General features: G+C 45.8%; 13 protein-coding genes and 16 tRNA genes. 21 read left to right on the forward strand and 8 right to left on the reverse strand.

The window, feature by feature from the left end:
* Window positions 1–8: 8 nt before the first annotated feature.
* From AACT42_RS08405 to hemA, 4 genes are read right to left on the reverse strand one after another with little or no spacing between them, the layout of a single operon-like run.
* Complete coding sequence (locus tag AACT42_RS08405) at window positions 9–392, reverse strand: SirB2 family protein (RefSeq protein WP_013856268.1); 384 nt, start codon at window positions 390–392, stop codon at window positions 9–11.
* Window positions 377–1258 carry a peptide chain release factor N(5)-glutamine methyltransferase gene (prmC, locus tag AACT42_RS08410; protein WP_094132094.1) on the reverse strand — a complete coding sequence of 294 codons (882 nt, stop codon included), beginning with the start codon at window positions 1256–1258 and terminating at the stop codon, window positions 377–379. Before prmC ends, AACT42_RS08405 begins: the two co-directional genes overlap by 16 nt.
* 4 nt (window positions 1259–1262) lie before the next feature.
* The gene (gene prfA, locus AACT42_RS08415; protein WP_013856266.1) at window positions 1263–2351 is read right to left on the reverse strand and encodes a peptide chain release factor 1; all 1089 of its coding nucleotides are present in this window, start codon (window positions 2349–2351) and stop codon (window positions 1263–1265) included.
* A gap of 30 nt (window positions 2352–2381) precedes the next feature.
* Complete coding sequence (gene hemA, locus AACT42_RS08420; protein ID WP_047687796.1) at window positions 2382–3641, reverse strand: glutamyl-tRNA reductase; 1260 nt, start codon at window positions 3639–3641, stop codon at window positions 2382–2384.
* A gap of 161 nt (window positions 3642–3802) precedes the next feature.
* On the opposite strand from hemA, the gene lolB reads away from it, so the two are divergent.
* The 21 genes from lolB (at window position 3803) to AACT42_RS08525 (ending at window position 10370) form a co-directional block, all read left to right on the forward strand.
* Window positions 3803–4435, forward strand: coding sequence for a lipoprotein insertase outer membrane protein LolB (gene lolB / locus AACT42_RS08425; RefSeq protein ID WP_017045762.1), 633 nt, complete (start codon window positions 3803–3805; stop codon window positions 4433–4435).
* Complete coding sequence (gene ispE, locus AACT42_RS08430; protein ID WP_094132095.1) at window positions 4432–5304, forward strand: 4-(cytidine 5'-diphospho)-2-C-methyl-D-erythritol kinase; 873 nt, start codon at window positions 4432–4434, stop codon at window positions 5302–5304. The genes lolB and ispE overlap by 4 nt, the downstream gene beginning before the upstream one ends.
* Window positions 5305–5333: 29 nt before the next feature.
* A complete protein-coding gene (locus tag AACT42_RS08435; protein ID WP_010320509.1) occupies window positions 5334–6278 on the forward strand; it encodes a ribose-phosphate pyrophosphokinase in 945 nt (314 codons plus the stop codon).
* 149 nt (window positions 6279–6427) lie between these two features.
* A complete protein-coding gene (gene pth / locus AACT42_RS08440) occupies window positions 6428–7018 on the forward strand; it encodes an aminoacyl-tRNA hydrolase (protein WP_094132096.1) in 591 nt (196 codons plus the stop codon).
* A gap of 10 nt (window positions 7019–7028) precedes the next feature.
* Entirely contained in the window at window positions 7029–8120 is a 1092-nt protein-coding gene (gene ychF, locus AACT42_RS08445) for a redox-regulated ATPase YchF (protein ID WP_013857965.1), read from the forward strand.
* Window positions 8121–8402: 282 nt separating this feature from the next.
* Window positions 8403–8479: transfer RNA gene (locus tag AACT42_RS08450), tRNA-Met, on the forward strand.
* Between the two features lie 40 nt (window positions 8480–8519).
* Window positions 8520–8604: transfer RNA gene (locus AACT42_RS08455), tRNA-Leu, on the forward strand.
* A 25-nt stretch (window positions 8605–8629) separates the two neighbouring features.
* Window positions 8630–8704: transfer RNA gene (locus AACT42_RS08460), tRNA-Gln, on the forward strand.
* Between the two features lie 81 nt (window positions 8705–8785).
* A tRNA-Leu gene (locus tag AACT42_RS08465) sits at window positions 8786–8870 on the forward strand.
* A gap of 25 nt (window positions 8871–8895) precedes the next feature.
* A tRNA-Gln gene (locus AACT42_RS08470) sits at window positions 8896–8970 on the forward strand.
* Between the two features lie 78 nt (window positions 8971–9048).
* Window positions 9049–9125: transfer RNA gene (locus AACT42_RS08475), tRNA-Met, on the forward strand.
* Between the two features lie 45 nt (window positions 9126–9170).
* A tRNA-Leu gene (locus AACT42_RS08480) sits at window positions 9171–9255 on the forward strand.
* A gap of 19 nt (window positions 9256–9274) precedes the next feature.
* Window positions 9275–9359, forward strand: a tRNA-Leu gene (locus tag AACT42_RS08485).
* A 24-nt stretch (window positions 9360–9383) separates the two neighbouring features.
* A tRNA-Gln gene (locus AACT42_RS08490) sits at window positions 9384–9458 on the forward strand.
* A gap of 63 nt (window positions 9459–9521) precedes the next feature.
* Window positions 9522–9606: transfer RNA gene (locus AACT42_RS08495), tRNA-Leu, on the forward strand.
* A 25-nt stretch (window positions 9607–9631) separates the two neighbouring features.
* Window positions 9632–9706: transfer RNA gene (locus tag AACT42_RS08500), tRNA-Gln, on the forward strand.
* Window positions 9707–9787: 81 nt separating this feature from the next.
* A tRNA-Leu gene (locus AACT42_RS08505) sits at window positions 9788–9872 on the forward strand.
* Window positions 9873–9897: 25 nt separating this feature from the next.
* Window positions 9898–9972, forward strand: a tRNA-Gln gene (locus tag AACT42_RS08510).
* Window positions 9973–10052: 80 nt separating this feature from the next.
* A tRNA-Leu gene (locus AACT42_RS08515) sits at window positions 10053–10137 on the forward strand.
* Window positions 10138–10156: 19 nt separating this feature from the next.
* Window positions 10157–10233 (forward strand) — tRNA-Met (locus AACT42_RS08520).
* 52 nt (window positions 10234–10285) lie between these two features.
* Window positions 10286–10370: transfer RNA gene (locus tag AACT42_RS08525), tRNA-Leu, on the forward strand.
* Window positions 10371–10542: 172 nt separating this feature from the next.
* On the opposite strand, the gene AACT42_RS08530 is transcribed toward AACT42_RS08525, so the two are convergent.
* The 4 genes from AACT42_RS08530 to flgK form a co-directional block, all read right to left on the reverse strand.
* Window positions 10543–11676 (reverse strand): flagellin, encoded by a 1134-nt coding sequence (locus tag AACT42_RS08530; protein ID WP_094123757.1) that lies wholly within the window; start codon window positions 11674–11676, stop codon window positions 10543–10545.
* 506 nt (window positions 11677–12182) lie between these two features.
* Entirely contained in the window at window positions 12183–13322 is a 1140-nt protein-coding gene (locus AACT42_RS08535; protein ID WP_017045944.1) for a flagellin, read from the reverse strand.
* A 395-nt stretch (window positions 13323–13717) separates the two neighbouring features.
* The gene (flgL, locus tag AACT42_RS08540) at window positions 13718–14911 is read right to left on the reverse strand and encodes a flagellar hook-associated protein FlgL (RefSeq protein WP_013856259.1); all 1194 of its coding nucleotides are present in this window, start codon (window positions 14909–14911) and stop codon (window positions 13718–13720) included.
* A 10-nt stretch (window positions 14912–14921) separates the two neighbouring features.
* Window positions 14922–16796, reverse strand: a complete 1875-nt coding sequence (gene flgK, locus AACT42_RS08545) for a flagellar hook-associated protein FlgK (RefSeq protein WP_094132028.1) — start codon at window positions 16794–16796, stop codon at window positions 14922–14924.
* Between the last annotated feature and the right edge of the window lie 20 nt (window positions 16797–16816).

A 16816-nucleotide genomic window follows, 5' to 3' on the forward strand; every position in this document is an offset into this window, starting at 1 on the left:
GGATGCTGTTAGCCTAAAAACATAGCCGTTTTTACGATGGCGATTTTTCCCGCCATAGCAAGCCAACCTAATGCGCCCAAAAAAGCAAAGGTACGCAACAGCTTATTCCTACCCAGTTTGAGCGCAAAGAAGCCCAGTGCAATGTACGCCATCACACAAGTCAGCTTCTCAGTTAACCAAGGTGCGGCTGGGGTAAATGGGATAAAACCAGACATCACAATCAACGCGATACCCGATAACAACAACAGCGAATCGTTAATATGAGGAAAACGTTTCAAAAAAGGGTGTTGCAGCCATTTGGAATCCATCATCATCAAGGCATAACGTACCGACAACAATAGTGCACTGATCGCAATGGTCAGTAGATGAAAATGTTTTAATCCTTCGTACATGATGCTCTCTCTTCTGAGTGCGAATATTGACCCAGTGTCACTCGGTCATTACCCGCATAATCCTTTTCTGTCACTACATGGTGATAGCCGAGTGACTCAAATAACGCTCTGACTGCCGCCCCTTGATCATAACCATGTTCAAACAGCAGCCAGCCTTGTTGCTGCAAATAGTGACGCGCATTCTCTGCAATGTGTTTAATGTCAGCCAAGCCTTTATCTTTGGCCACCAGCGCACTTAAAGGCTCAAAACGTACATCCCCTTGCGTGAGATGGGGATCATTCTCTTCAATATACGGTGGATTGGAGACAATTAAAGCAAACTTTGTACCGAGCTTTAAAGGTTCAAACCAACTGCCTTGTAAAAATGTGACATTGGTAATAGTTAAACGCTGCGCGTTTTCCAACGCTAAGGCTTGCGCTTCTGGGCGTAAGTCAATACCAACCACATGACGTTCAGGTAGCTCAGACGCTAACGCTAATGCTATCGCGCCAGTTCCTGTGCCTAAGTCCAAAATATCCCCTTGCGTCTGCTGGCTTTTTTCTAACGCAATTTCAACCAAACGTTCAGTATCCGGCCGAGGAATTAATGTCGAAGGCGAAACTTTCAGTGGCAGCGACCAAAACTCACGTTCCCCGACCAAATAGGCCACAGGCTCCCCCGTCACTCGACGCGTAATCAGCGAGCAAAATTGCCGCGACTGCGTTTCGCTTAAGGTCTTTTCAGGCCAAGTCAGCAGATAAGAACGTGGTTTATCCAGTACATGGCAAAGCAGCACCGCTGCATCCACAGAAGGCGAATCACTGCCGCCTTCTTGGAGTTGAGCAATCGCGGCTTTCAACACATCATCAATACGAGATAACGTCATGGGATCAGTGTTGATCGGCAAGAGCGGCAAGTTGGTCTGCTTGATATTCTTGAATGATTGGATCAATCAAGCTTTGCAGATCCCCTTCCATAACTTCATTAAGGCGATAGATGGTTAAGTTAATACGATGATCGGAAACGCGACCTTGCGGGTAGTTGTAAGTACGAATACGGTCGCTACGATCACCAGAACCCAGTAGGTTACGACGAGTATCGGACACTTCGGCTGCGCGCTTCGCTTCTTCCGCTTGTGCAATACGAGCGGCCAATACGGCCATCGCTTTGGCTTTGTTTTTGTGCTGTGAACGCTCGTCCTGACACTCTACTACCGTGCCTGTTGGTAAGTGGGTAATACGGATCGCAGAGTCGGTGGTGTTTACGTGCTGACCACCCGCGCCCGATGAGCGGAAAGTATCAATTTTCAGATCGCTAGCTTTAATTTCTGGAATTTCTGCTTCAGGAATTTCGGGCATGATCGCGACGGTACAAGCGGAAGTATGCACACGACCTTGAGATTCCGTGGCCGGAACACGCTGCACGCGGTGACCGCCTGATTCAAACTTAAGCACACCGTAAGCGCCATCACCACTTACTTTAGCAATCACTTCTTTATAGCCGCCATGCTCAGCATAGCTAGCGGACATAATTTCGATACGCCAGCTCATCTTCTCAGCATAACGGCTGTACATACGGAACAGATCGCCAGCAAAAATACCCGCCTCATCACCGCCCGCCCCTGCACGAATTTCTAAGAAGCAGTTGCGATCATCGTTCGGATCTTTTGGTAGCAGCAGAATTTGCAATTCATCAGTGAGACGTTCGATCGTCGCTTTGGCTATTTTGATTTCCTCTTGAGCCATCTCACGCATCTCGGCGTCTTCTTCTTTGGTCATCTCTTCCGCGGCAACCAAATCCTCTTGCGCTTGTTGGTAAGCTTGGAAGCATTTAGTGACTTCCTCAAGCTGAGAGTACTCTTTTGACAAAGTACGGAATTTGTTTTGATCACTAATTACGGTAGGCTCGCCAAGCAGGCGCTGAACCTCTTCGTAACGCTCAACAAGGGATTCAAGCTTAACTAAAATCGACGCTTTCATAGTTTCTTCTTTAATTCGGAGTGACGGATATTATCGAGGGTCGTCAAGACCCAAACTTTGTCTAATCACGGCCAATTTAGCCGGTTCACCTAACTCGGCAGCGCTTTGCAATGCTCGGGTTGGTGTGTGGATCAATCGATTGGTGAGTTTGTTACTTAACTCAAGTAACACTTTTTCAGGATCGCCCCCTGCAGCCAGTGCCTGCAAGCTTTTGCTGAGCAATTCTTGACGAATTTCGTTGGCCGATTGACGGTATTCTCGGATGCTGTCTACCGCTTGCAAGGAGCGCATCCAGCTCATAAAGGCTGCGCTCTCTTCACTGACAATCGCTTCAGCTTGAATGGCTTCAACTTTACGCTGTTCCATATTGCTGTCTACAATCGACTGAAGATCATCAACCGTATACAGATAGGCATCGTTTAAATCCCCGACCTGCGATTCAATATCACGAGGCACGGCAATATCAATCAATAACATGGGTTGATGGCGACGCACTTTAATCGCACTTTCTACCATCCCTTTGCCAATAATCGGCAGTGGGCTGGCGGTTGAACTGATGACGATATCCGCGTGGGCGAGATAGTCAGGGATCTCATTGAGTGCAATCACTTCAGCATCAAACTGCTGTGCAAGCCCCATCGCTCGCTCGCGGGTTCGGTTGGCGACTATCATACGTTTACATTGATGACTTGCTAAATGCTTCGCAACCAGTTCGATGGTTTCACCCGCCCCAACCAACATTACCGTTGAATCAGAGAGTGATTCAAAGATCTGCTTTGCCAACGTACAAGCAGCATAAGCCACCGAGACCGCACTGCCGCCTATTTCGGTTTCGGTGCGCACACGCTTAGCTACCGAGAATGCTTTTTGAAATAGTTTTTCAATCGCTGAATCAGCCGCGTTATGCTCGCGAGCATCCGCATAGGCTTGCTTCACCTGCCCTAAAATCTGCGGCTCACCCAATACCAGTGAATCCAGACCACAAGCCACTCGCATCAAATGACGAATAGCGGCTTGTTCTTCGTGTACATACAAACTCGGTTTAAGATCTTCAGGATTCACATGATGGAACTGAGACAACCAATCGATTAACTTACTTTTGCTCGATGATTTTACATCACAATAAATTTCCGTGCGATTACAGGTAGAGACAATAACGCTACCTTGAACGCTGGAACTGGACGCAAGTTGTCGCAAGGCTTCTGATAATTTATCAGGACCAAACGCCACTTTCTCTCGCAGTTCTACCGACGCTGTATTGTGATTTATTCCAATAGCAAGCAAGGACATCTATAGAGGTTTCTCGGTTCAGGAAATGTAAATAGGAGCAGAATTTTACTTGATGCCCTGTTTTAATGAAAGGGCAACAGGGATTTGTTTTCCCGACTTCGTGATATCAATGATATAGTGAGGCGTTTTTACGGCCTTCACTGTGTAAATAATGGGCAGATATGACACGCGCGAATAGACTGATTTTAACTCTCCTCACTCTGCTAACACTCTTTGGTTGCACAAACTTACCCTCAACAAGGGTCGAGAGCGTCGGCTGGCAGCAACACCAACAGCAATTGCAAACGATCCGCGAGTACCAAGCCAGCGGAAAACTCGGCTATATATCACCACAACAGCGCCAATCCCTCAATTTTCATTGGCAAAAAAACGCCGACCATAGCCAGCTTCGTCTCTCAACATTTTTAGGGCAGACCGTTTTAAATCTCTCCATCTCGCCTCAGGGCGCCCAGGTCAAAACGTATGATGATCAAATCATCGATGCGCAGAATGCGGATGCTTTAGTTTACGAGTTAACTGGGTTATCGATCCCCATTGAGCAGCTACAAGATTGGCTGCTTGGGCTGCCAACCGAGGCGGATGGTTTTCAATTGAATCAAAATAATTTGTTGGCATCGTTAGATAAACAGCTAGGGCTTAGCCGCTGGCACTTGGAATATTTGAACTACCAAGCTTATCCCTTCGTCTCAACATCCGCTTCTTCCACTTCAGTGCCACTTCCGGCCAAACTGAAGCTGACTCAAGATCAAGTTTCATTAAACCTCGTCATTTCAAAGTGGACCCTAACGCCATGATTTGCACCCCAACCCACTGGCCATCACCCGCTAAGCTCAACCTGTTTCTGTACATCACCGGGAAAAGAACCGACGGATATCATGAATTACAGACACTGTTTCAATTTCTCGATTTTGGTGATGAGTTAACCATTACCGCCAATCAGTCTGGCGAAATAACTCTCACACCAGACATTACTGGCGTTGCGCTACAAGACAACTTGATTTGGAAAGCGGCCATCGCCTTACAAAAGGCAAGTGGATGCCGCTATGGCGCGAGCATTGAATTAAATAAAGTTTTGCCAATGGGCGGTGGCATCGGTGGCGGCTCTTCCAATGCTGCAACCGTGCTTGTTGCACTGAACTACTTATGGCAAACCAATCTATCACAGCAAGAACTCGCTACGCTCGGTTTAACACTCGGGGCGGATGTTCCCGTTTTTGTCCATGGCTTTGCCGCATTTGCTGAAGGCGTAGGTGAAAAACTGACCCAAACCGAACCAAAGCAAAAATGGTATTTGGTGGTTCGGCCTAATGTGAGCATTGCAACGAAAGATATTTTCACTCATCCCCAATTGATAAGGAACACGCCAAAACGAGCGCTAGCAACGCTTCTCGAACACCCTTACGAAAACGATTGCGAAAAAATTGTCCGAATGCTGTACCCAGAGGTTGATAAGCAACTTTCATGGCTGCTACAATACGCGCCGTCAAGATTGACTGGGACGGGATCTTGCGTTTTTGCCGAATTTTCTAGCAAAGTAGAAGCGGAAGCTGTCCTTGCCAAGCTCCCTGACACAGTCTTCGCGTTTGTCGCCTTAGGGTGTAACATTTCGCCACTGAAAAAGACTCTGGCTGAATACCAATTCGCCAACACCCGACCTATTTAAAAACTGGACGCAACCCTGAGGTTTCCACCGTGCCTGATATGAAGCTATTTGCTGGTAACGCCACACCTGAACTAGCCCAACGTATTGCTGAACGTCTATACATCTCTCTTGGTGATGCTACTGTTTCTCGTTTCTCCGACGGTGAAGTTGCAGTGCAAATCAACGAAAATGTTCGTGGTAGCGATGTATTTATTATTCAATCTACTTGTGCTCCTACTAATGACAACTTAATGGAATTAGTAGTGATGATTGATGCAATGCGCCGTGCTTCAGCAGGCCGTATTACTGCTGTCATCCCATATTTTGGTTATGCCCGTCAAGACCGCCGAGTGCGCTCTGCTCGTGTACCGATTACTGCAAAAGTTGTTGCAGATTTCCTTTCAAACGTTGGTGTTGACCGCGTTTTGACCATCGACCTTCACGCAGAACAAATCCAAGGCTTCTTTGACGTCCCAGTAGATAACATCTTTGGTACGCCAGTGTTGCTTGAAGATATGAAAGCGCGTGGGTTAGAAGATCCTGTTGTGGTTTCACCTGACCTTGGTGGCGTGGTTCGTGCTCGTGCGACTGCAAAAGCATTAGGTGATATCGACATCGCAATCGTTGATAAACGTCGTCCACGCGCCAACGTGTCTGAAGTTATGAACCTGATTGGCGATGTTGATGGGCGCGATTGTGTGATCGTGGATGACATGATCGACACTGGCGGCACTTTGTGTAAAGCCGCTGAAGCATTGAAAGAACGTGGTGCAAAACGTGTGTTTGCTTACGCAACGCACGCGGTATTCTCAGGTAACGCAGCGAAAAATATCAAAAACTCAGTACTAGACCAAGTTATCGTCACAGACTCGATCACCCTATCTAAGGAGATGGCGGCAACCGGTAAAGTGACACAGTTAACCTTGTCTAGCATGCTTGCTGAAGCGATTCGTCGCATTAGCAACGAAGAGTCTATTTCTGCCATGTTTAATTAAAACTCAGTTTATTTACTGATTTTTAAATGCTTTTAAAGCACTTCATTGAAAAATGAGGTGCTTTTTCCTTTGTTATTTTAGCGCCTCGCACCCTTTCCCTTTTGTGTGCTATCATACCGCGCTTTTGATATTGCAAAGAGATCCTAACCTTGAGCCAACCAATCAAACTTCTTGTCGGGCTAGCGAATCCTGGCCCTGAATACGCCAAAACGAGGCACAATGCTGGCGCTTGGGTAGTAGAAGAATTAGCCCGAGTTCATAACGTCACCTTGAAAAACGAAGCCAAATTCTTCGGTTTCACCGGACGTATCGTGGTTAATGGTGAAGATCTGCGTTTATTGATCCCAACAACTTTTATGAATTTATCCGGTAAAGCCGTGGCGGCCATCGCCAAGTTTTACCAGATAAAACCAGAAGAGATCATGGTGGCACATGATGAACTAGACTTACCTCCCGGGGTAGCTAAGTTCAAAATAGGCGGTGGTCATGGCGGGCATAATGGCCTTAAAGACACCATCAGCAAACTCGGCAATAACAAAGAATTCTACCGCCTACGGATTGGTATCGGCCATCCGGGGCACAAAGATAAAGTAGCAGGCTATGTTTTAGGTAAAGCACCCGCCAAAGAGCAAGAGTGCCTAGATGCCGCAGTTGACGAATCGGTTCGTTGCTTCGACATTTTACTAAAAGATGGTCTAACTAAAGCACAAAATCGCTTACATACGTTCAAAGCTGAATAAGGTTACAGTCATGGGTTTTAAATGTGGCATCGTGGGTTTACCAAATGTGGGTAAATCGACATTATTTAATGCACTAACTAAAGCGGGCATCGAAGCAGCAAACTTCCCGTTTTGCACTATCGAACCAAACACGGGTGTGGTTCCTGTTCCAGACCTTCGTCTCGATGCGTTAGCAGAAATTGTAAACCCTCAACGTATCCTTCCGACGACAATGGAATTTGTCGATATCGCAGGCCTAGTGGCTGGCGCGTCAAAAGGTGAAGGTTTAGGCAACAAATTCCTTGCAAATATCCGTGAAACAGATGCGATTGGTCACGTTGTTCGCTGCTTCGAGAACGAAAATATCGTTCACGTAGCAGGCAAAGTATCGCCAATTGAAGATATTGAAGTAATCAATCTAGAGCTTGCCCTTGCCGACCTTGATAGCTGTGAACGCGCCATTCAACGTCAAGCAAAACGTGCCAAAGGTGGCGATAAAGACGCTAAATTTGAAATCACCGTATTAGAGAAGCTACTCCCTGTATTAACGGAAGGTGGTATGGCTCGCACGGTTGAACTCTCAAAAGAAGAGCTAGCCGCCGTAGATTATCTCAACTTCTTAACGTTGAAACCAACCATGTATATCGCCAACGTGAGCGAAGATGGCTTTGAAAATAACCCGTACCTTGATGCTGTCAGAGAGTTTGCAGAAAAAGAGAACAATTCTGTGGTTGCTGTTTGCGCAGCCATTGAAGCTGAACTATCTGAACTTGAAGAAGAAGATCGCGCCGAGTTTTTAGCCGATTTAGGCATTGAAGAACCCGGTCTAAACCGCGTGATTCGTACCGGTTACGAACTACTAACACTACAAACCTACTTCACTGCAGGCGTAAAAGAAGTGCGTGCATGGACGATTCCGGTCGGTGCGACGGCTCCGCAAGCGGCGGGTAAAATCCATACCGACTTTGAACGTGGTTTCATTCGCGCTGAAGTTGTGGGTTATGATGATTTCATTCAATATCGCGGCGAAAATGGAGCCAAAGAAGCGGGCAAATGGCGCTTGGAAGGTAAAGAATACATCGTAAAAGATGGCGATGTTATCCACTTCCGCTTCAACGTGTAAATAACTCGTTAATCAGCCATTAATACACCATTAAAGCCGACAGATTCTGTTGGCTTTTTTGTTTTTTTCTCAAAATCAACCTTAGCGACAAGCAAGGAAAAATCAATAAGCTTAATGATTTATTAACCGTTTTTGATCACAAACACGTCTCTTTGTTCAAAAAAAGTTCGAACGGTTGGTTTCAAAGAATTTATTCAAAAAAACTATTGACGCTCTAGAGCCATATCCGCATAATGCGCTCCGTTCTCGACATTAAGGCAAACTTAAAGAGAGAATAAAAATGGCTACGTAGCTCAGTTGGTTAGAGCACATCACTCATAATGATGGGGTCACAGGTTCGAATCCCGTCGTAGCCACCATTTCCTAAGTGTTTTTCTTATAAAAATATTTAGGAAAGTTGCGGAAATGGCGAAATTGGTAGACGCACCAGATTTAGGTTCTGGCGCCGCAAGGTGTGAGAGTTCAAGTCTCTCTTTCCGCACCATTATTTAGATGAGCAATCATCTTGTAGGGCTATCGCCAAGCGGTAAGGCAGCGGCTTTTGATGCCGCCATCCCCTGGTTCGAATCCAGGTAGCCCTGCCAATATTGAGATGACTAGCGAATAAACTGGTCATAACAACGATTCAATGAATACCAATATTCACTGAATCTACAGGTTAAGTTGCGGAAGTGGCGAAATTGGTAGACGCACCAGATTTAGGTTCTGGCGCCGCAAGGTGTGAGAGTTCAAGTCTCTCCTTCCGCACCATTATTTAGATGAGCAATCATCTTGTAGGGCTATCGCCAAGCGGTAAGGCAGCGGCTTTTGATGCCGCCATCCCCTGGTTCGAATCCAGGTAGCCCTGCCATTATTCAAATGGGTCAGTGTTTAAAAAACCATTGGCACATGAGTGTGGATTGTATTATATTGTCTCGCTCAAAAAGATGGCTACGTAGCTCAGCTGGTTAGAGCACATCACTCATAATGATGGGGTCACAGGTTCAAATCCCGTCGTAGCCACCATAATTTAGTTGTTAGCGAAAGTCGGCAACACATAGATATCGAGCTGCGGAAGTGGCGAAATTGGTAGACGCACCAGATTTAGGTTCTGGCGCCGTAAGGTGTGAGAGTTCAAGTCTCTCCTTCCGCACCATCTCGATAACTAAAAATTTGCGGAAATGGCGAAATTGGTAGACGCACCAGATTTAGGTTCTGGCGCCGCAAGGTGTGAGAGTTCAAGTCTCTCTTTCCGCACCATATTTAGATGAGCAATCATCCTGTAGGGCTATCGCCAAGCGGTAAGGCAGCGGCTTTTGATGCCGCCATTCCCTGGTTCGAATCCAGGTAGCCCTGCCATTATTGACACGATAAGCCAAGCGCTTATTGTGAAAAAGATTCGTTGAATCGAAAGATTAAATTGCGGAAGTGGCGAAATTGGTAGACGCACCAGATTTAGGTTCTGGCGCCGTAAGGTGTGAGAGTTCAAGTCTCTCCTTCCGCACCATTATTTAGATGAGCAATCATCTTGTAGGGCTATCGCCAAGCGGTAAGGCAGCGGCTTTTGATGCCGCCATTCCCTGGTTCGAATCCAGGTAGCCCTGCCATATTTCATATGGCTAGCGATAAGCTACCCATAACAACGATAAATTGAGTAACCAATCCTCATTTTATCTACAGCATAAGTTGCGGAAGTGGCGAAATTGGTAGACGCACCAGATTTAGGTTCTGGCGCCGTAAGGTGTGAGAGTTCAAGTCTCTCCTTCCGCACCATTATTTAGATGAGCAATCATCTTGTAGGGCTATCGCCAAGCGGTAAGGCAGCGGCTTTTGATGCCGCCATCCCCTGGTTCGAATCCAGGTAGCCCTGCCATTATTTATAGGGTTAGCGATAAGCTGACCGTAAAAAGATAAGCTGAATCAATGACATTCGGTTTATTTAAAGAATACGCTGCGGAAATGGCGAAATTGGTAGACGCACCAGATTTAGGTTCTGGCGCCGCAAGGTGTGAGAGTTCAAGTCTCTCTTTCCGCACCATGATTTAAGATTGTCAAATGGCTACGTAGCTCAGTTGGTTAGAGCACATCACTCATAATGATGGGGTCACAGGTTCGAATCCCGTCGTAGCCACCATTTACAACGATAGTTTGAATAACCAATGTTCAATCTATCTACAGTACAAGTTGCGGAAGTGGCGAAATTGGTAGACGCACCAGATTTAGGTTCTGGCGCCGCAAGGTGTGAGAGTTCAAGTCTCTCCTTCCGCACCATCAATTAAAACCCAGCTTAGGCTGGGTTTTGTTTTATTAGCCTCATAACAATATATCCTTTCCTCCCGTTTTAACCGTTGATTCATTTTTCCGATCCATTCTTTGATCACGTGAAAAGTGAGGCATAAAAAAATCCAGCCGAAGCTGGATTTTTAATTTAAAAGTTAACGACTTAACCAAGTAAACCAAGAGCAGCATTAGGCGCTTGTTTAGCTTGTGCCAACACTGAGCTTGATGCTTGAGAAAGGATCTGCGATTTAGTCAAGGCAGTGGTTTCTTTCGCAAAATCAGTGTCTTTGATTCGGCTCTTAGAAGCATTTACGTTTTCGTTGATGTTATCTAAGTTGTTAATCGCATGGTTGAAACGGTTTTGGAATGCACCCAGTTGAGCACGATGGCTGTCTACAAATTGCAGTGCCGCATCAACAATGGCAACTGATTCTTGCGAACCACCCACAGAGGTGACATCAATGGTATCGACTGTCACATCTTTTGCCGCTTGGAAACTCAGTTCACCCGCTAAGCTGCCACCAAAGGTTGCTACGCCATCAATACGGTTGCTATCAGTAAAGATTTGCAATTTGCCTTCATCGTCAACAGAAGCTTTTAACATGTCGGTTTGGCCATTGATGTAAGTGGCCAACTCTTCGATGTCATCGCCCTCTTTTGCACTTAGGTTGATGGTTTGCTCGCCAGTACGTTTGTCAGTCAACGTAATGGTAAGGTCATTAGCACCCGCTTTAACGGTCCAATCTTTATCTTGTCCATTTGCCGCTTGGTAACTCTTACCGCCCATCATTGCGTTGTCGCTGCGCATATTATTTAGGCTTAGCATGACCGCTTCACCGTTATCCGCACCGATTTGGAATGATTTCGTCTCAAAAGTACCATTGAGCAACTTATTGCCACCAAACGATGTAGTTTCAGCAATACGGTTGAGTTCGTCATTCAGCGCGGTGATCTCTTCTTGAATCGCTACGCGGTCGGCTTTCGAGTTCGAACCATTTGACGATTGTAGAGATAAGTCACGCATACGTTGCAAAATGTTGGTAGTTTCGTTCATTGCACCTTCAGCTGTCTGCGCAATTGAAATTCCATCATTTGCGTTGCGCACGGCAACATCTAAGCCTCTGCTTTGAACATTCAAACGGTTAGAGATTTGCAAACCTGCTGCGTCATCTTTTGCGTTATTAATTTTGAAGCCTGATGATAAACGTTCCATTGATAACTGTTGCGCATTGCTAGCACTGTTTAGGTAGCGTTGTGCTGTCATAGCTGAAACGTTAGTGTTTACATTAACCGCCATAGTGGTTCTCCTATTGATTTTCCGACTTAGCGTCATAGACAAACGGTTTCCGACGTCTCGGAAAACCAAGTAGTTCTCTCAAAGTACTATTATTAGCGACTGCGGTTAGGAATCCTTTAACGGGAAAACGACGATTTCGTAAAAAATAACCAATATCGATTAAAAGTGGGATAAACGCTGCAAAACTGGCTGAAATACAAAAATAGCATTAAAGATTTGACGTGATTGGTCGGCTTCACGGGCGATTGAGGAGCATTGATGAGAGCAAGAAGTTATAGATAAAGAAAAGCCCCTTTTCCTTTGAGAGAACCGGGGCTAGTTGGTAGCCAGAGCCAATGTGGAGATCAGAGAAATGAACACATTACCGACTGACCGGGGCGCATGATTATCTATGACTATAAAGCAGGGTACATCTTGAGAGAGCTTTATATTCGGCCATAATCATACTTTGCCAAGGATTCCTTCACCTAACCCACGTCTGAGCTGTTGGATGAAGGGTCCTAACATTACTGCAATAGTGACATTGCAGAATTTGGCAACTGTTTTGCTTGAGCGAGAATCGAGGTACCCGCTTGTTGCAGAATCTGTGCTTTCGTCATTTGCGTGGTTTCTTTCGCAAAATCTGTATCTTTAATTCGACTGTTGGATGCTTCAACATTCTCTTGGATATTGGCCAAGTTGTTGATGCTATGGCTTAAACGGTTTTGCTTCGCACCGAGCTCTGCCCGTTGTGAATCCACATATCTCAACGCAGCATCCAGAACGCCCACTGCATTTTGAGAACCACCAACTGAGGTGATATCAATATCTTGAACCGTCGTCTTAACGCCCGGTCCGCCGTTTAGGCCAAGTTCGGTTGCCAAACCACCAGAGATGGCAAGGTCACCTTGTAAATTCGGTTCTGCGGCAAAAATTTGCAGTTTACCGTCTTGATCCACCGATGCTTTAAGCTTGTCGGTTTGACCATTAATGTAAGTCGCTAGCTCTTCAATATCATCGCCATCTTTGGCTAACACATCGAGAGTAACAAGCTCACCTGCCTGGGTGGTGAATTCAAATTTCAAATCACGTGCGCCCGCTGGCACTCCCCAATCCTTGTCCTTTCCTTGCTCTGCAAGGAACGATTGGCCGCCCATACGGAAGTCATCAGCACGTATGCTGGTAAGCCCCATAATGATCGCCTCACCTGAGCTCGCACCAATCTGGAATGATGCTTCACCAAACGAACCGTTGAGCAGTTTACGTCCACCGAATGAGGTCGTTTCTGCAATACGGTTTAACTCATCTTGCAATGCGGTCGACTCTTCATCCAAAGCTTGTCGCTCTGACGCCGAGTTGGTGCCGTTTGCTGATTGAAGAGCAAGATCACGCATACGTTGCAAGATACTGGTCGACTCATTCATTGCCCCTTCCGCGGTCTGAGCAATCGAAATACCGTCGTTGGCATTACGCATTGCCACATCTAGGCCACGAGACTGAGCGGTTAAGCGGTTTGAAATTTGTAAGCCTGCCGCATCATCTTTAGCGCTGTTGATTTTATTACCTGATGATAACCGTTCCATCGAGGTATTTAATTCACCCGTCGCTTTATTAAGGTAACGCTGAGCAGTCATTGCTGAGACGTTAGTATTTACTGTAATGGTCATAGTTTGCTCTCCTAGTGAGTTCGCAAGCTTTTTGCGAAGCGGCCAGCTTTACTCTCATTTGGAAGCACTGACCGTGAACTTGCTAAATCCGCTATTTGCCGATTTAAAAACTTGTTGTATCAACTCTGATATAGACAATTCAATTAGTATGCCAACTTTTAAAACATCTGATATTAAAATTAATATTCTTTGTTTTTTAATCACTTAGAAGAAATTCATTCATTCTATCTTTGTGAGTGAGCATCCAGTTTTTTCTCGTTAGCAACAGAGTTGCCACTTTCGTTTGCCGCTCTATTGCCTCTTTATCTCTCGATAATAGATGAGCAATTTCCAGGCCAATTTTTCAACACATTCCACTCTTCGCGCATATGGCTTAGCACATAAGGCATTGAAGATTAGATATAGTTGAAAAGGGTCAAATCTTTCGTTTTACCAAAAGCCAGTTGTGAAGCCTGCAACGCACGTGAATTCTCATTAAATTCAATCACCGCTTCTGCGTAATCGAGATCTTCAAAGTTACTTTTTGATTTCGCTAAACTGATTTTGAAATCTTCATGCTGTTCTTGTTGAATATCTAAAGTGCTCAAGCGTGCACCGACATCAGTACGCACTTTATTGAGATGAATAAAGGCGGCATGAAACTCTTCCGTAATTTGATGCAGTTTCGCTGTCGTCGACGCATCCGATACGGAGCCTTGCGAGAGCTCAATCGCGTCTTTATAGCTATCAAATAAGGTAAAGGTTGAACGCGGCTCTAGGCTTAACACATCACCTTTCGAGATTTGCCCTTTTACGTGCACCGTCAGATCTTGATATCGAATGCCTTTTTGTGGATCAAACTCATCGGCCTGTACCACGCTGCCATCTTTCTCTAATTGGTAACCATATTTGCCGTTAGCCATATCAACAAACGTCACGGTATAGCGTGATGTATCATTCGAGTCTAAATTGGTTGCACGCTCGAGCAGTAACTCTGAACCTTCGTTTAATTGATAGTTTGGTTCGTAGTTACCAAACGGGTTATCAATCTCCATAAACACTTTATTGCCCGGATTATTGAACGGGATCTCTAAGCTGTTGGAGATACGCATTTTGCGCTGATAATCATCGCCGGAATAAGTCACGTTACTGGCATTATCTCTAAAAAATGGCTGATTCTTCGGCTTGGTTCCGGCAAACATGTAGTTACCGGACTCATCTTGCGTATTTGCTAGTTCAATTAAGTTGTTGAACATCTCTTGCAGCTCACGCGCTTTCGCTTCTCTATCTTCTGGAGAGAATGAGCCGTTAATCATTTCCATGACAGTACGCTTTGCCTCATCGGTCGAGCTTTCCGCATTGGCAATGATTACTTCTTGATGTTCTAAGCGGTTTCGAACCAGCACTATTGCATCAAGATATTGGCGTAATTGCTCTTCTTGCTGCCCTACTTTTTGGATGTAATGAGTGGCTAATGGACTATCGCTGGCCGAAAGCAACTTTTTACCTGACGCTAGCTGCGCTTGGTTATGATGGATCTTTGATTCTTGACGGCGCATATCGTTTTGCACCGATTGATAGTTATGGAAGCTCGATATTCTGGTTAACATTTATCGCCTCCTATCTCAGCTGCAAAATCGTGTTGAAAGTATCATTAGCCACCTGCATGATGCGTGAGGAAGCCATATAAGCTTGTTGGAACTTCATCATGTTCGCGGCTTCCTCATCAAGGTTGACTCCGGAAATGGACGCAATGCGCTCCTGCGCTGACTCTTTTTCAAGCCTGGCCACGTCACTTAAGCGTGACGCGGTGGCCAGCTGCAAACCAAAATCAGTATTGAGATCGTGATAAACCCCGAGCACGGTCGTTTCACCGCCATTGAGTTTTTTCTCTGTTTGAATGTGCTGCATCTTACGCAAATTGCCGTTGTCACCTTCTGAGGGGACAAGGTTTGCCGTAAATTTATCATTAGGTAGCGCACCTGCTGTCAACTCGAACGTTGTACCAAGCACAGTAATCGAATTCGATGGTGGGTAGGCCTGTGGTTCTAGCAGCACGTTGCCTTTGGTATCCGTGACCGCAAATTGATCGCCCGTTGGTGAGATCACCACTTCAAATTCACGCAGCCCACCTGCCGATAAAATATTAAATTTTGCCTGCCCTTGGGCAAAAGTAGTGGAGGCTTCATAACTTTGTGCGGCAATGGCTGTCGGATCGTTGGTCGCCATTTTCATAATAGCGGCACCATTACGCGTTGGACGCAGCAATATGCGCTCCCCGGCTTGAGGGGCGTTGCGAATCTCAACTCGCATTCCATCTAAAAATAAACTGCTGCCAACGACCGGAACGTTAACCCGCTCGCCCGTTGGCTTTAATACGGTATAATTGCTGCCGTTGTACTGTAGGGAGTATTCACCACTTTTCAACGCTGAAGTATCTTCGATATAGACCGCCATATCGGCTTTTGAATTGCCAGCGATGATCGCTCGCGAGCGGGCATTGACTTCAGAGTTCACATCCGTAAACAACGCTCTTCCCACATTGCCACGTAAGTCCAAGCCTTGTGATTGCAACTTGTTAACTTCATAAGAGAAAGATGTTGCCATGCGGCCAAGTTCATCCATTAGGTAAGGAATGTGCTTATCTCGCATCGTAAACAGCGCACTTAACTTACCACCAATATCCTCAGTGGTAATGGTCTTGATCCCTTTGCCTTCAATCATGGCCAAGCGGCGCTGACTCACATCAGGATAACCATCAACCATCTTCATTTGGCTGGCTTCTGTACCTGAGACGAGCGTGTGCCCGCTCCCGATATGGATGTTAAACCCTTCAGCATTTTTACGTGGCGTCACGGTGACCTTGGTGTATTCAGACAACTCAGCCACCAATTTTTCATGCTGGTCCATTAAGTCATTGTGAGGACCAGGAGTACGCATCATTAAGCGTTGTAAATCTCGCAGCTCAAGCGCCAATTGGTTAATACGCTCAACGGCAACATCTAGCCCTTTGTTGGTCGCATCAGATTGGCGGCGAATGTTCTCGTGAAAATCATTCATGTTTTGAGTGATCAGATCCGCTTTCTCAAGTACAACTTTACGCGCACCTACATCATTCGGGCTGTCGGCGAGGGTTTTGATCGCATCAAACCATTCGTTTAAGTTTTCAGGGATTTTTTTCGAGGCCACTGACGACAATAACTTTGAGAGCATGTCTAAATTTTCTTCGTCGTCACGCTTAAAGGAAAAGCTGGTGGTAGATAGGTTTAATTCATTAACGGCAAATTGATCCCATGAGCGGCGAACTTTTTCCACATGTACGCCCATACCGTAGGTTTCACCACCGTATTGGCGAGGCGTATTGGTCCCTTGGATCACAGACTGACGGCTGTAACCTTCTGTATTAACATTAGAAATGTTATGACCTGTGGTGCTGAGTTGTCTCTGAGCGGTAAGTACACTTTGGGTACCTAGATTCAGAAGATCCGACGCCATACTGCCCCCGAAAACCTAAT

The sequence above is a fragment of the Vibrio sp. V15_P4S5T153 genome (genome assembly GCF_963874485.1).
Taxonomy (GTDB): domain Bacteria; phylum Pseudomonadota; class Gammaproteobacteria; order Enterobacterales; family Vibrionaceae; genus Vibrio; species Vibrio anguillarum.